Below are 14,165 nucleotides of genomic sequence, written 5' to 3'. Positions count from 1 at the left end.
GCGACGAAGCAATGCGTTACGACCAGGGAGAAATTACCTCTCATGAGCCTCGCCACCGAAACTATGATCCGGACGCAATCAAAAACGCGCAAGCGCGGTCTACTGTCTTACAAGACAAGAAAGAGGCTGGTTCCCTACCTTTATGTTGCGCCAGCGACGTTTCTATTCTGCCTCCTCATGCTGTTTCCCATGATCACCGTTCTGCGCTATTCGCTGATGGACGGTGCGATCACGAAAAAGGACGCGTCCTTCGTCGGATTGCAGAACTATGTGACGATCTTCAAAGATCCGGTTTTCTGGCAGTCGGTCGGGCAGACACTCTACTTCACGATAATGAGCGTCATTTTCCATCTTCTGATCGGTCTCGCCTTCGCCCTTCTGCTCAACAGCCAGCGTGTCGATCCGTTGGTCAGAAGCATTCTGCGGGTTCTCTACATTCTGCCCTGGCTCTTCACGGCGGTAATCATCGCAATCATCTGGCGGCTGCTTCTGGATCCGAATGGCGTCGTCAACAGCATCCTGATGACGCTCCATATTATTGACTTCAAGGTCGAGTGGTTTTCTTCGACGAAAACCGCGCTGCATGCGCTGACCTTTGCGAATATCTGGGCGGGATACCCGCTCTATATGGTCAGCCTTCTGGCTGGTCTTCAGGGCATTCCCAAGGATCTCTACGAGGCCGCCGGCATTGACGGCGCTAACGAGTTTCAGAAATTCCGCTACATCACGATCCCGCAACTGATGCCGATCATCATCAGCATCGCCTTGCTTGATTTCATCTGGACGATGCAGGTCTTTCCCCTCGTGTGGATGACGACGGGAGGCGGTCCGATCTACGCGACCGAGGTGCTCAGCACCTACACCTACAAACTTGCGTTTTCGAGTTATGAATTTTCGCGCGCGTCGGCGAGCGCAATCTTCATTCTGATCATCTCGATGGGCGCCACATATTTCTACATCAAACACCAGAAGGCCAGGTGACCGGCAATGGCAAAACGCTCTCTCAGTCGCACCATAGTACCGACCCTCCTGACATATCTCGGGCTGGCGGTCGGGCTGGTCTTCGCGGGCTTTCCGATCCTGTGGATGTTCTTCACGTCCTTGAAGTCGAACACCGAGATCTTTGCGCTCCCGCCGCGCCTGCTGCCCGACCGTTTCACCAGCGTCGCCTATCTTGCGATCTTCAGCGACCCAACGAAGGTTCGCTTTTTTCTCAACAGCTATCTCGTCGCGGGAGTGGTAACGGTTCTGACGGTGCTGATCGCCATCCTGACGGCCTATGCTTTCAGTCGGTATTCATTCCGGCTCAAGAAAACGCTGAACGTGTTCATCATCAGCACGCAGACCGTGCCGCCGATCACGCTTTTGATCCCCTATTTCGGCATGGTCGTCGCCTTCGGCATTTTCAACACCTATTTTGCGCTGATTTTAACCTACATGGTTTTCACGCTGCCTTATGCGATCCTTCTCATGACTGGCTATCTCAATACCTTGCCGAAGGAACTCGACGAGGCCGTGCTTGTCGATGGCGGGTCGAGCTGGACGGCGCTCTGGCGTGTAATCATCCCGCTGTCGGTGCCGGGCATCGTCGCGACGGCGGTCTATACATTCTTGCTGGCATGGAACGAATTCCTCTTCGCGCTGACCTTGACGAAGTCAATGGACATGAGGACTGTTCCCATCGGTATCGAGTTGCTTATGGGCCAACACGCGTTCGAATGGAACGAGATGATGGCGATGAGCGTGCTCGGATCGCTCCCGCTTCTGGTCTTGTATCTGATAGCCCAGCGCTACTTCCTCGCGGGCATGGCGGCCGGGTCGGTAAAGAGTTGAGCATGCGATCTATTGCCTTCGACGCACTAACGCTTCGCGAAAACCATCTTGCGTATCGTAAGTGTATCGCTGCGCTTGCCGGACGACTGTGCGGGTCATGAGCTCGACTGATCGGTGTCCGTCATCGACGGCCAACCGAGTCTGAGATGGAAAACGCGGTGGTCATCACATTGCAGGCGGTGGCTCGCGAGGCCATCATGGCGTGCCATACCGCTCAGCGCTAACGGGCACGATGCTCGCGATCGTTGGCCCACCGTCCTTGAGGGCGATTGGCCAAACGAGGCGCTCGAGCAGGACGTTCAAGCAAATACGACGCCGTGAATGCGCCGTCGAGAAAGGAGGGGGCAAAGATCGGCCCACGTTTCCACCATCCCCGCAAACCTCCCGTGACCTCGCCACCACCGCCTGACGAAAACCGATTGACTGTCGCTGCAGATGTCGTTTCTGCGCGTACCCAAGGGGGAGAAGTTCGCACCAAGTTCTTGTGCTATTCCATAAAAGACCGCTTTAAGAGCGATGCCTGCTTCTCTCCCTCGATAGGGCAATTCCATCCCGCAGTTTACACTTCCTAAGGTAGATTATCGTTATGCTGGTGCTACCTTAAAGCGATCCTGTGAGGTCTACATGGAACTCCCTCCTTCTTTTTTCCAGAGATATCGTTCGCGGCCGTAGAATACAGGAGGCTATCGATCTCCGGAAATGGCGCAAACTTACGGCGCTCGCTGTAGCCCTGGGTGTAAACGAAAGTGCGCTAACGCGCTGGCGCAAAGGCGATTCAATTTCGCTGGAGAGTGCCGCAAATCTCTGCAAGGCCCTGGATGTGTCCCTCGACTGGTTGGTGCTTGGGCGAGGCTCACCTGAACACCATAAGCTACCCTCGCGCTCTGAACCGGAGCACGAATTTGCCAGTCTCTTCCGTGCCCTTCCGCCCGGTGCCGCAGATCACCTAACGGCCTTCCTACGGTCTGTTTGTTCAGATGGGTGACCATCATTTTGCGCAGAGCGAAAACAATCTGAGGTCGTTTTGCGAATAGCAAAATACCTATAAGTTGAAAATATCCTTCAATCGATGTCTATTTGTCTCGCATCCCGGCTGTATTTGCCGAGATCGCAACTGCATTGTGCAAGAGAAGTCACGGTATAGAGCCAAATATAACGGGTCTATCCGATCGTTACGTTCATTTAAACCGAGATGGAGACGATCATGAATTCGATTACACTTGATTCCGCAGTGGATTACTTCGCGGAAATTCGTCACCCGCATCTGCCAACCGTCAACGAAATGCTAAGGGCCGGCGCTCCGCTGCCCAGTGCGCCCAAAGATCCGCAAACTGCTTTCAATACAACCGACAATGGCCTGATCTCGGTCGTCCTGGCGCAGCCCAAAGTGCCTGACTCTGTTCAGAAGGAGTTGGACGTTCAGCGTCAAAACCTCATCGACCTGACCGGGGTCGCGTCGGCCTACGTCCGCAAGGCCGCGGACAAAGCCAACGATCCCAACAAGGTCTACGACACCATGCTGTGGCAGAGCGTCTTCAATCATCTGCCGCTGATGGGACCGAGCCAATTCGTCAAGCAGACGATGACCCAGAACATCAAGGGGGTGGAACTGGCTGGAAAATTCATCTCGACGATTCTTGGCGTCGCGGTGGGCGGTGGACCTGCATTGGCTTCCTTTGCTAAATTCGTTTCAGGTCTGGGCGATTCCATACGGATGGGGGTCCAGACCGGTACGAAATCCTATAGCGTCGGCACGATCTCGATCGTGCTCGAGGGCCAACAGGTCGGCAACGAGATCAAGATCAATCCCTGGCTGAAGGGGTACTTCATCGACTTTACCCAGGATGAGAAGAAGATCTACTCATCGTGTGGATCGGCCGAGAGCTTCTCGATGTCGTTCAGCTATCGCGCCGCAACATCGTTGTTCAATTACGGCGCACTCGCAAATGCTGACGTCAAGAAAAAATACGACGCCTTCATCTCGGGCACGCAGATCGACGACATCGAGTCGGCCACCAACTTCTTCGACGGCAAGTTCGATACGAACTGATCCGGCAGTGCCGCCGCTTTGCGGCGGCACGTCAACCATAGGAGAAGCTTCGATGGAAAGCTGCATCTTACTGCATTTTGTCGATCCAAAGACAGATCAATGCGTCGCCGGCTCCGTCACGCCAAGCTCTGTCCTCGACACAATCGCCGATGTCGTGGGCCGCTATGTTGCCGGTCAGCCAAGTCTCGCTGCCGCGGCAGCTTGGGAAACAGGGCTCAACCATGTGCCGTTTCTGTCACCCGCAGGTCGGTTCGAACGAACGCAGACGGTCACGAGACCTGAGCGGGATGTCGGCTATGGGCCGATCGTGACTGGGCTGATCGTGGAGCTTGTGCCTGAGGCCAAGCAGATCATTGATGATAATGTTGCCCTGCAAAAGCGCCTATCCGACATCAGCGACGAATTGCGCCAGAGCCTCATGACTTCGGCGACCGCCAGGCTCGTGTTCATAGTGATGAGCGCTATGCCAGGCGACAACCGCAACCCTGTCGTGAAAGTATATGTGGTCGATCGCCTGGCCACGGCAGCACAAACCTCCAACATGAAGCCGCCCGGTGTCTGGTTGAGCCTGGCAGATGTCATTTCCGCGTACGCGTTCGACTTCGCACGCATGGCGGATGCGGCTGACCTGGCGGATTGGCAGAGGTTTGTTTCCAAGACAAAGACTGCGGGGAAGTGACACCTCGGTGCTCCCCGCAGCGCCAACGACCAAACATTGCTAGTCCACCAACCTCGTTATCGCTCGTCTTGAAAGGAGAGCCTTCGATGTCGAACTATGTACTCGTTTGCCACGGTGACATCCGCGAGTTCGGAAGTTTTAACCTGGCTGCCAAGCAAGAGGTCCAGTACCGCGGCAATTTCGGAGCCGCACTCGGCTATATGACAGCATTGGCTGTCTGGAAAGCTTTGAGATCAGATCCCACAGTGGATGACAAAAGCCTGGCCAAGGCAATCCACAACTACCATCCCGAGCCAGTTCTGGCCGGACCGAACTCTTTCGCTCCGGATATTGATTTGGAGGGCGACGACAATCTGTTCCTCTTCCTCATCAATATGAACACTCGCAACTATATCAGGCTGAAAGATGACTGGAAAATCAAGCTGAGCAGCCTCGTCGATATATTGGGAAACCAGGGCAAAAGCAGCTTTTGGCTCAATCTGCTCTGCTGCACGGATATTCCGGGGTCCGGAATTGAAATGCCATCGGGCGCCCATTTGGTGTCTTCGTTCGAGAAGATTCTCTGAAACAGGCGACGATAGAGAGAACATGTCGAACGGTCATCTGCCCGTTCGACATCCTGGAGGGCCGCCGAAGCTTGCGTCATTCGGACCGCCATCGACCCAAGGTGATCACCGCCCCCTTGACCTCAGGTCCAGTGGGGCTGCAGGTTGGGTTTCTTGCCCCGTGGCTCGGTCACGACGCTGGCGCTTTTTCCCGTCAACTTCAAGCACCTTGAGTTCCATGCGGAACGGACCTCCGAGAGCGGCGACCAAGTCGTGATCACCGGGAAGTTCCGGCACCGTAAGTGAAGCTCAGTATGTCCCGCCTGTGCTTTCGGAAGACGGTTTGGAGCTAGCCGAGCAATCCTATAGAGCCGCGCAGGATGTTGCTTATTCGATGGCGAGCTACCGCCTGAAAATCTCTATCCGCTGCATGTTTTTCAAAAGCTCCACTTTGTAAATGCCTCGCAGTCGAGTGTTGCCGCCATGAGAGTGGTGCGGGAGGAATCGCCGACCAAGATGTCGAACCTCGCAACCGACTGCGGTGCGCCTCATGCCGCCGTGAAATAATCGGATCGCTCTCAGGTCCAAAAAGGCGCGGCATTCACTCGATATCAGGCGACAACAGGGCGACTTCGAACATAAACAGAACATCCCTGGCGTTCCGGCCGTTTTGGGGCTATGGAATGGCAACAAAACGAGGGACTACATGAGTCGGTTGAAGCTCCTTAGAGACCAGCGTCAGCTCGCGCTGTCAAAACTCGAACACCTGGCAGAGGACCATCCGCTTCGGCCACGATATTTGGAACGCGTGCGTGAACTGGACGATCAAATCGAAGCGCTCGGCGCCTTCGAATAGTTTGGTGCAACAAGGGATCAATAATGTCGTTGGCTGAGAAATTCATCGTCGTTCCATTCAAGCGCAACCGAGCTGGCTTGGTCCCGGGAGAGATGCGACAGGCTTCGAATGGGACATCTGCGGAAAAAATCGCTTCCGCAATGTCGGCCAGGTCCCTGGGTGTCGGAGCCTATTCGGTGATGGTCGACAGCGAAACGGGTGACATGAGCTCGCCAAGGCTGCTTGCAGCCTTCGGTGAAGTTGGCGACTTAACGCAAGATTGAGATATCGCGACCGCATTGCGCCACTGCTTCGCGCGCAACAGGCGTAAGCCGCTTCGCCCACTTATCTCGGACATCTCCGCGTTCGTAGTGTCAACTGCGGCGTTTGATGGTCGCCAATAGCTCTTCGGCCTCGGCATTCGCGTTCAGCATCAAAGCATGGTTATCGGCGAGCGAAATGAGTGCGACGAGCGTTTCCTGCTGGCCCCATCCCGTTTCGTTCGCGTCCTCCAGGAGCTTCAGAAACGAGCTATACAGCGCATCCTGGCAGCGCACGAACCTCTCTTGCTGATCGTCCGATGGGTTGGGGGGTACTATCGTCATCGTTCCGGAGTTGAAAGAGATTTTGGGCACTTGGCCGACGCTATTGACTGCGTCTTCGGGCATAGCCCTGCTGAAGCCCGTATTGAAGCGTCGTGCTTGCAGATGTCCCCTGACAGTGAACTTATCCACACTTTGTGCCCAGAAAGGAGCGCCCTTCTGCGGATCTTCGAACCTGCACATGTACGGCTTGCTCTGGCTTCTCACTCAGGGTGAGACGCGCAAGACGAGCGTGTCGGCTCTTCACCGAGTTCTTATCTCGCAATCTTAGCCCTTTTCTCCTGCCTAGCGGCGATCGAGGAGTTCGTTGTTGTCGACCGTCCCTTGCGTGGTAGCGATGAACGCCATGCACTTGCCGCCAAGCTGGCGCGACAGCGGGCAAGTTCAGGCCTAACTCCTTGTAGGAGCAGCTTCAGAGCCGCTAATAGATCGTTCCCCTGCGCTCAAATCCACTGGGAATTCGAGAATAACTCCTACGTCTCCAGGTCAAAGCATTGTGAAACTGAACACCTCTGGCGCGTTGCAGCGGTTCAGGGCATCCTATGATGGCTGAAAATTGTGTTTATGGCAGTTGGAGGAATGCCGATGCGCTGCTTTACCGTGCTTGGACCCTCGCAGACCGGAAAATCAACAGTCGTGGAAAAGATCGGCTCCCTGGAGGGGGTGGCGAGAAAATCCAGGTCCCCTTATGGATTGAACCTCACAGAATTCACCTTTGGAAACGAGGCCTGGTGTGCGCTGGATGCGCCAGGAGCCAACGAAGCGTTGGCGCATGCACAGCACGCGCTTCTTGCCAGCGACGCCTGCATCCTGTGCGTTTCATCGGCACCCGAGGAGGCTGTGCTTGCCGCGCCCTATCTGCGGATAGTCGAAGCCTCGGGGACGCCGTGCATCCTCTTCGTCAACCGAATGGACGAACCGAGAGGGCGGCTGAGGGATGTGATAGCCGCGCTTCAAGACTACGCCAACCACACGCTTTTGCTTCGCCAGATCCCGATCCGAGAGGGAGACAGGATCATAGGCAGTTGCGATTTGATTTCGGAACGGGCGTGGCGCTACCGGGAAGGCCAGACGTCGGCGCTGATCGCAATTCCCGAAAGCGCCGCCGAGCGCGAGCACGAAGCGCGCAGCGAGCTCCTGGAACACCTGTCCGAATTCGATGACTGGCTTCTCGAGGAACTGATCGAAGATCGCGAGCCGGCGAGCGACGCGCTCTATGCCATTTCATCGCGGGTTCTCAGCGAAAACAGGATTATTCCAGTCCTGATCGGTGCCGCAAGTCACGGCAACGGTATGATGCGGCTGATGAAGGCGCTGCGTCACGAGGCGCCGCCGGCAGGGGTTCTTCGACAGCGCCTGGCTCGTGCAGGTAATCTCGATGAAAACAAGCTGAGCGCCGTGAGCTTCCATGCCTATCATCGTCAGAATATCGGCAAGACGGTGCTGGTGCGTGCGTTTGGTGAGGGACTTCGGCAAGGCGCATCACTCGGCGGCTCCAGCCTCGGCGCCGTGCAGGATCCCGCAAACGGACGGTCGAGCTCGGCGATCGTGCCTGCACCGGGGGATGTCTTCGCGACGGTCAAGTCCGACCATTTGCCCGTCCCGTCGCTGTTGACATCAGACGCGACGGTCGCCCCACCCGAATGGACCGCGCCGCCTACGCCGATGCTTGAAAGGATCCTGGTCCCGGGCAGCGCACGCGATGAAAACAAGCTCTCCGAAACGCTGACAAAACTCTCGGAGACGGATCGGGGTCTTGTCGTCTTGCAGGAGGAGGGCACTGGCGCCCAGCTCGTCCGCGCCCAGGGCCCGGTACATCTGCGCGATCTCTGCCGAACCCTGTCCGACGTCTTCCACATCGACGTAACCGATCGAACGCCCAACCCGATCTACCGCGAGACAATTGCAAAGCCGGCCGAGGTTCACTACCGGCATCGCAAACAGACCGGCGGCGCCGGGCAATTCGCGGATGTGAAGCTGAGCATTCGCCCCAATGAGCGCGGCCGCGGGTTCACCTTCAGCGAAACCGTCAAGGGTGGCGTCGTTCCGCGCAACTACATCCCTGCCGTCGAAGCAGGCGCGCGCGAAGCCATGGAGAAAGGGCCGCTCGGCTTTGAGGTCATCGACGTCGGGGTAACGCTGTTTGATGGTCAGCACCATGCCGTCGACAGTTCGGAACACGCCTTCAGGACTGCGTCGAAAATGGGAGTGCGACAGGCGCTTTCCGAAGGGTCGGCCGTTTTGATGCAACCGGTCTTCCGCAGTGAGATTCACATTCCGTCGATCTATTCTGGCAACCTCGTCCAGATCGTCTCCGCTCTCAAGGGTCAGGTTCTCGGCTTCGACCGGGATGAAACCGCTAAGGGATGGGACATCTTCCGGGCACTTGTTCCCGGCAGCGCACTTGACGATCTCGCGCGGGCGCTGCGTTCGGCGACGCAGGGCATTGGTTACTTTTCCAAGACCTTCGATCACTTCGAGGAGCTATACGGCAAGGAAGCGGACGCCATCGTTAGGGCACACGAGGGACAAGGCGTCGCACACTGAAACGTTCGCGCCACTTGCTCGTTCGCAGCACGGGCTCATGTCGTTTGGCAGTTAACCGGGTTCTTCCTCGCTTGGTGTGGAGCGGCGGTAGCATTCGTGCTCTCAGCAGTTCGGGACCTGCCCGACCATGCATGCGCGCTGAGGTTCTTAGGCGGTTGATCTGGCCTTCGGCCTGTCCGTTGCTCGAGGGCAGCTCGATAGCGTTGCTGACGGCGTCGCTATCGCCTCAACTCATCGATGTGGTGGGAGCGGCGAGTTGTTTCTTCAGGATCGCCGGTTCGGGTCCGCTCGAGGCCCCAACGCGCCTCGCCCTGTGCCTCAGTGAAATAGATCGGGGAGCTCTGACATTGCAATTCTTCGCAATCGCTCGGCTTCCGAAGCATCGATCGATCGGTAGGGAAACCGCAGACGAGTTCCCACGGGTCCCCAATTGCCGATCGCACTCAGCAATTTGTCGAGGGCAGCGTTCGAAAAACCCATGTTTTGGCGGAAAGGGACGATGTGATTGTCCATGAATGCGCAGATCCGTCGCTCGAGATCGAGTGCGGCATCGATGTCGCTGCGCATCGAGGCCGTCCATTTTTGCGCGCCGCGGGGGCTGAGGCAAGCGACATTGGAAAACGAGCCTGCCGCCACACCCTCCTTCGTGCCGGTCGCAAGGTGGTGGCCGGGAACGAAGAGAGACTGGCCTGAAAGATGGCGACGCGCCTCTGCATACCAGGAACCGTCGCCGTCGGCGAGCTTGATGCCGGTCACGCCGGGCACTGACGCGCAGACCGCACCCAGTTCCTTGGGCGTGAGGACGCGCTTTGCATGTGGCGGATTGTAAAGGATGAGCGGAATTCCATCGGCCGTTTCCGCGGCACGGTTCAGGAAGTCGATCGCTTCTGCATTGGTGAGCGGCCACCAGTCCGGCAGGATCACCTGAATGGCGGCGGGATAAAGTGCACTGGCCCGACGGACGCGATTGAGCATGATCAGCGGGTCCGGCTGGCAGGCGCCAATCACAAAGGGCGTCGAGGATGCGCTGCAGCGCTCGGCCAGCAATGCCTGTATCCTGTCGAACTCCTCCTCGGTCTGATTGTGGAATTCACCGGCGGTGCCGTTCGAATAAATGCCATCGACTTTGGCGGCGATGAGGATATCGATCTCCTCGCCGAGCTTGTCGAATTCGATGCTATCGTCGGGCGCAATCGGCAGCAGCAGGCTCGCCCAGTTGCCGGCAATGGCGGGATGCCGCTTCTTCGCGTTCATCTATCGTTTTCCCTGAGGTTTCAATTCAATCGAGATCGTCGCGGATGCAGGCCTTGTATTGGCCCGGCGCGACCTCCCGCAGTTGAGGAACCGTGGCGGCGCAGGCATCGAGCGCGCTCGGACAGCGCGTGCGAAAGACGCAACCGCTTGGTGGATTGGCCGGACTTGGAATATCGCCTTTGAGGATCTGCCGGTCACGCCGGGCATCCGGATCGGGTGACGGAATGGCGGAGAGCAGGGCGCGCGTATAGGGATGCTGCGGCCTCGCATAAAGGTCGGCGCTCGGTGCGATCTCCATGATGCGGCCGAGATAGAGCACGATGACCCGGTCGCAGATATATTCGACGACAGCAAGATCATGCGAGATGAACAGCATGGTCAGCCCGAGCCGTTGCTGCAATTCGCGCAGAAGGTTGATGACCTGCGCCTGGATCGAGACATCCAGCGCGGAGACCGGTTCATCGGCCACGATGAATTCGGGCGACAGGGTCAAGGCGCGGGCGATGCCGATGCGCTGCCTCTGCCCACCGGAAAACTCATGCGCGTAACGATTGATCGCATCGGCCGGCAGTTCGACCTGCGCCAAGGCGGCTTGGGCTCGTTCAAGCCTGTCGCGTGCCGACCCGATTCCCTGGATCTTCAAGCCCTCCGTCAGGATTTCGCCGATCGTCATGCGCGGCGACAGGCTGGCGAAGGGGTCCTGGAAAATATACTGCATGCGCGGCCGTTGCCGCCTCAGGGCCGAAGCTGAAAGGTCTGTCAGTTCGTTGCCGTCGAAGCGGACGCTGCCTGACGAAGGCTCGACCAGCCGAAGGACGGAGCGCCCGATCGTGGTCTTTCCGCTGCCGGATTCGCCGACAAGCCCGACGACTTCACCCTTGCCGATATCGAAGGAGATACCTTGCAGGATATTCAGCCGAGCACCGCGGGACGTATAGTGTTTCGAAAGGTCACGGACGGAGAGCAGGGGCTCGCTCATCTAGATCTCCTGCCATCTGATGCAGCGGCTGCGATGCTGCGAATTGATCTTTTCAAGCGCGGGAACCGCGGCGCGACAGGCATCGACCGCGAATTTGCAGCGCGGCGCGAAAGCACAACCGCTCGGCATGTTCATCAGGCTCGGGACCATGCCGGGAATGGCTGCGAGCTTTTCACCCGCCTGTTTCATCCGTGTCGCGTCGCCAAGCCGTGGCATGGAGGCGAGCAGGCCCATCGTATAGGGATGCTTCGGATTGCGGAAAACCTCGCCGACCGGTCCCTCCTCGACGATCCTGCCGGCATACATGACCGCGACGCGATGGGCGATTTCGGCGACGACGCCGAGATTGTGCGTGACGAAGAGCATCGCCATGCCGCGCTCGCGCTGCAGTTTGAGCAGCAGATCGAGAATCTGAGCCTGGATCGTCACGTCGAGTGCCGTGGTCGGCTCGTCGGCAATCAACAGTGCCGGATCGCAGGCGAGCGCCATTGCGATCGTGGCGCGTTGGCGCATGCCGCCGGAGAGTTCATGCGGGTATTGGCCGGCGCGGCGTCTGGCGTCCGGTATGCCGACGCTTTCAAGCAGCGTGACGGCGGCATCCATCGCAGCCTTTCGGCTTGCGGCGCGATGGATACGGATCGGTTCGGCAATCTGATCGCCGATCGTGAAAACGGGATTGAGGCTCGACATCGGCTCCTGGAACACCATGCCGATGTCGTCACCCCTGATCCGGCGCATGCTCTCCTCGTCGAGACAAACAAGATCCCGGACCGCACCGGAGCGCGTCGTCAGACGGATGCTGCCTGCGGCGATCACCCCGATGTTGCGGGTGAGCAGCCGCATGACCGAGAGGCTGGTCACAGACTTGCCGGAGCCGGATTCGCCGACGAGCGCGAGCGTCTCGCCGGCGGCAACCGTCAGGTCGATATCGTTGACCGCCGTGATCTCACTGCCGCGGACGCGGAAGACCGTTCGCAGTCCCTTGATGTCGAGTACGGGTTCGGCGGTCTGCACCATCAGCCCTCTCAGTTCAGCAGTCCGGTTGCACGCAGGATCCCGTCGATCCGCGCGGTCTCGGCATCGTTCAGAGCAGCGCGCGGTCGCGGCATAACAGCAGAATCGATAATGCCGAGGCTGCGCATGGCCGCTTTGAAGGCACCGATGCCGGATGCGCCGCCGCTCACACGGCCCTGCGCGACCCAGACGATTTCGAAGAGACGGCAAAGCCGCTCCTGCTCTTTCTTCGCAGCGGCCCAGTCACCACGCTGGGCGGCATCCCAAAGCCGGACGTAGCCGTGGGGATCGACATTGGCGATACCGGGAACGACGCCATGCGCACCCATCAGGAGAGCATTGTCGACGACGATCTCGGAGCCGGTCATCAGGAAGATGTCCTTGTGTTCTGCAAGGTCGAGGAGCGCGTAACGGAAGTTGCCGTCATCGCCGCTGGAATCCTTGAGGCCGATGATCGTACCCTCCTTGGCGAGCGTGACGACGGTCTGCCGCTGAAGCTTGACGTGCACGCAGACGGGAATGTCATAGGCAACCAGCGGAACGTCCACCGCGTCGCGGATATAGCGGAAGTGATCGAGGATCTCGGACTGGCTGGTGACGGTGTAGAAGGGTGCGGTCACCACGACCGCATCGGCGCCGGCCGCCTTTGCAACCTTCGAATGGGCGATGACGCGATCCGTGGTCGGATCAATGACGCCGACGATCAGCGGCACGCGCCCATTCACCACCTTGGCGGAATGCTCGATGATCTCGCGCCGGATCTTTTCGTCATGGAAGATGACTTCGCTCGTCGACCCCAGCACGAATACGCCTTGGCAGCCGGCATCGATCAGATGTTCCAGCACGCGTGTATAGGAGGGGTAGTCGACGGTGAAATCCGGATTGAGCGGCGTGACGACGGGGGGAACAACGCCCTTGAATTTGGTCATTTTCTCTTTCTTTCGATTGTCAATTCAGTTCGGCACGAGGGTCGAAGGCATCTCTGAGGCCATCGCCAATGAAGTTGATTGCAAGCACGGCAAGGATCAGCGCGGCACCGGGGAAGAGCCACTGCCACGGATATTGTTCGAGCACGGCCGTCGAACGGGCCGCATTCAGCATGTTGCCCCAGCTTGCCGCTGGCGGTGCGATACCGAGACCCAGGAAGGAGAGGCCCGCCTCGAGCAGGATGGCATTGGCGATCTGCAGCGTGGCATAGACCACAAGGATATCGATCGAATTCGGCAGGCCATGGCGGAAGAGCAGGTGGCCGATGCCGGCACCCATGCCGCGCGCGGCCATGACGAAGTCGCGCTCGCGCAATTCCAGCAGTCGGGAGCGGATCATGCGCGCAAGCAACGGCCATGAGAGAAGCGAGATGACGATGACCGTCGGCCAGATGCCGGTGCCCGCAATCGAGGCAAGCACGAGCAGGAAGATGACGGGCGGCAAGGTCATCACCAGATCGACGAAGCGCATGGAGGCTGCATCGGCCCAGCGTCCGGCAAGCGCGGAGATGGCTCCGAAGAGAAAGCCGATAACCGCGGAAAGAGCCGTCGATGCGACGGCAACCAGCAGCGAAATCCTGCCGCCTTCCAGCACCCGCGCAAAGACATCGCGGCCGACACCGTCGGTTCCGAACCAGTGCGTCATCGTCGGACCGCTGTTCATCGCCAGGAGATCGATGTCATTCGGCTGGAAAGTCCACCACAGCGGGTAGGAGAGGATCAGCGCCAGCATGGGAACTGCGATGCAGACGCCGGCAACGGCGGCGCGATTGTGCAGAAAGCGTTCGAAGGCGCGGGCAAGTGGCCCCGGGCTGCGGGGTTGCGGAGAGCGTGCCAGCAT

Annotated in this window: 14 protein-coding genes; 8 read left to right on the top strand and 6 right to left on the bottom strand. The window is 58.5% G+C overall.

Annotation, left to right across the window (positions count from 1 at the left end):
• Positions 1-63: 63 nt before the first annotated feature.
• The 7 genes from FHX06_RS20240 (at position 64) to FHX06_RS35655 (ending at position 6,226) form a co-directional block, all read left to right on the top strand.
• Positions 64-981, top strand: a complete 918-nt coding sequence (locus FHX06_RS20240) for a carbohydrate ABC transporter permease (protein WP_409564430.1) — start codon at positions 64-66, stop codon at positions 979-981.
• A gap of 6 nt (positions 982-987) precedes the next feature.
• On the top strand, positions 988-1,833 hold the full coding sequence (locus tag FHX06_RS20235; protein WP_112542642.1) for a carbohydrate ABC transporter permease: 846 nt from the start codon (positions 988-990) through the stop codon (positions 1,831-1,833).
• Between the two features lie 613 nt (positions 1,834-2,446).
• A complete protein-coding gene (locus tag FHX06_RS36310; RefSeq protein WP_113117530.1) occupies positions 2,447-2,818 on the top strand; it encodes a helix-turn-helix domain-containing protein in 372 nt (123 codons plus the stop codon).
• A 219-nt stretch (positions 2,819-3,037) separates the two neighbouring features.
• Positions 3,038-3,883 (top strand): hypothetical protein, encoded by an 846-nt coding sequence (locus tag FHX06_RS20225; protein ID WP_113212779.1) that lies wholly within the window; start codon positions 3,038-3,040, stop codon positions 3,881-3,883.
• 52 nt (positions 3,884-3,935) lie between these two features.
• A complete protein-coding gene (locus FHX06_RS20220; protein WP_113212780.1) occupies positions 3,936-4,562 on the top strand; it encodes a hypothetical protein in 627 nt (208 codons plus the stop codon).
• 86 nt (positions 4,563-4,648) lie between these two features.
• Positions 4,649-5,128, top strand: coding sequence for a hypothetical protein (locus FHX06_RS20215; protein WP_113212781.1), 480 nt, complete (start codon positions 4,649-4,651; stop codon positions 5,126-5,128).
• Between the two features lie 858 nt (positions 5,129-5,986).
• Complete coding sequence (locus FHX06_RS35655) at positions 5,987-6,226, top strand: hypothetical protein (RefSeq protein WP_112542637.1); 240 nt, start codon at positions 5,987-5,989, stop codon at positions 6,224-6,226.
• Between the two features lie 90 nt (positions 6,227-6,316).
• Here FHX06_RS35655 and FHX06_RS35650 read toward each other — a convergent pair whose 3' ends face one another.
• Complete coding sequence (locus FHX06_RS35650) at positions 6,317-6,727, bottom strand: hypothetical protein (RefSeq protein ID WP_246715610.1); 411 nt, start codon at positions 6,725-6,727, stop codon at positions 6,317-6,319.
• Positions 6,728-7,129: 402 nt separating this feature from the next.
• On the opposite strand from FHX06_RS35650, the gene FHX06_RS20205 reads away from it, so the two are divergent.
• The gene (locus FHX06_RS20205) at positions 7,130-9,091 is read left to right on the top strand and encodes an elongation factor G (RefSeq protein ID WP_183880618.1); all 1,962 of its coding nucleotides are present in this window, start codon (positions 7,130-7,132) and stop codon (positions 9,089-9,091) included.
• Positions 9,092-9,409: 318 nt separating this feature from the next.
• Here the strand turns inward: FHX06_RS20205 and FHX06_RS20195 are convergent, their stop codons facing one another.
• From FHX06_RS20195 to FHX06_RS20175, 5 genes are read right to left on the bottom strand one after another with little or no spacing between them, the layout of a single operon-like run.
• The gene (locus FHX06_RS20195; protein ID WP_183880616.1) at positions 9,410-10,345 is read right to left on the bottom strand and encodes a dihydrodipicolinate synthase family protein; all 936 of its coding nucleotides are present in this window, start codon (positions 10,343-10,345) and stop codon (positions 9,410-9,412) included.
• A gap of 25 nt (positions 10,346-10,370) precedes the next feature.
• The gene (locus tag FHX06_RS20190) at positions 10,371-11,324 is read right to left on the bottom strand and encodes an ABC transporter ATP-binding protein (RefSeq protein ID WP_113212783.1); all 954 of its coding nucleotides are present in this window, start codon (positions 11,322-11,324) and stop codon (positions 10,371-10,373) included.
• Entirely contained in the window at positions 11,325-12,341 is a 1,017-nt protein-coding gene (locus FHX06_RS20185; protein ID WP_183880614.1) for an ABC transporter ATP-binding protein, read from the bottom strand. It abuts the gene before it with no gap.
• An 8-nt stretch (positions 12,342-12,349) separates the two neighbouring features.
• Positions 12,350-13,267, bottom strand: a complete 918-nt coding sequence (locus FHX06_RS20180) for a dihydrodipicolinate synthase family protein (protein ID WP_113212785.1) — start codon at positions 13,265-13,267, stop codon at positions 12,350-12,352.
• Positions 13,268-13,286: 19 nt separating this feature from the next.
• Positions 13,287-14,165: an ABC transporter permease gene (locus FHX06_RS20175; RefSeq protein ID WP_183880613.1), complete on the bottom strand. Its 879-nt coding sequence runs from the start codon at positions 14,163-14,165 to the stop codon at positions 13,287-13,289.

The sequence above is a fragment of the Rhizobium sp. BK512 genome, from assembly GCF_014194915.1.
Classification (GTDB): Bacteria; Pseudomonadota; Alphaproteobacteria; order Rhizobiales; family Rhizobiaceae; genus Rhizobium.
This window is presented reverse-complemented; position numbering and strand designations above follow the sequence as displayed.

Excerpts from the sequence above, each read along its gene's own strand:
- FHX06_RS35655 (WP_112542637.1), top strand. The coding sequence starts at position 5,987 with ATGTCGTTGGCTGAGAAATTCATCGTCGTTCCATTCAAGCGCAACCGA.
- FHX06_RS20185 (WP_183880614.1), bottom strand. The coding sequence starts at position 12,341 with ATGGTGCAGACCGCCGAACCCGTACTCGACATCAAGGGACTGCGAACG.
- FHX06_RS20240 (WP_409564430.1), top strand. The coding sequence starts at position 64 with ATGATCCGGACGCAATCAAAAACGCGCAAGCGCGGTCTACTGTCTTAC.
- FHX06_RS20235 (WP_112542642.1), top strand. The coding sequence starts at position 988 with ATGGCAAAACGCTCTCTCAGTCGCACCATAGTACCGACCCTCCTGACA.
- FHX06_RS20220 (WP_113212780.1), top strand. The coding sequence starts at position 3,936 with ATGGAAAGCTGCATCTTACTGCATTTTGTCGATCCAAAGACAGATCAA.
- FHX06_RS20190 (WP_113212783.1), bottom strand. The coding sequence starts at position 11,324 with ATGAGCGAGCCCCTGCTCTCCGTCCGTGACCTTTCGAAACACTATACG.
- FHX06_RS20175 (WP_183880613.1), bottom strand. The coding sequence starts at position 14,165 with ATGCTGGCACGCTCTCCGCAACCCCGCAGCCCGGGGCCACTTGCCCGC.
- FHX06_RS20180 (WP_113212785.1), bottom strand. The coding sequence starts at position 13,267 with ATGACCAAATTCAAGGGCGTTGTTCCCCCCGTCGTCACGCCGCTCAAT.
- FHX06_RS20195 (WP_183880616.1), bottom strand. The coding sequence starts at position 10,345 with ATGAACGCGAAGAAGCGGCATCCCGCCATTGCCGGCAACTGGGCGAGC.
- FHX06_RS20205 (WP_183880618.1), top strand. The coding sequence starts at position 7,130 with ATGCGCTGCTTTACCGTGCTTGGACCCTCGCAGACCGGAAAATCAACA.
- FHX06_RS20225 (WP_113212779.1), top strand. The coding sequence starts at position 3,038 with ATGAATTCGATTACACTTGATTCCGCAGTGGATTACTTCGCGGAAATT.
- FHX06_RS20215 (WP_113212781.1), top strand. The coding sequence starts at position 4,649 with ATGTCGAACTATGTACTCGTTTGCCACGGTGACATCCGCGAGTTCGGA.
- FHX06_RS35650 (WP_246715610.1), bottom strand. The coding sequence starts at position 6,727 with ATGTGCAGGTTCGAAGATCCGCAGAAGGGCGCTCCTTTCTGGGCACAA.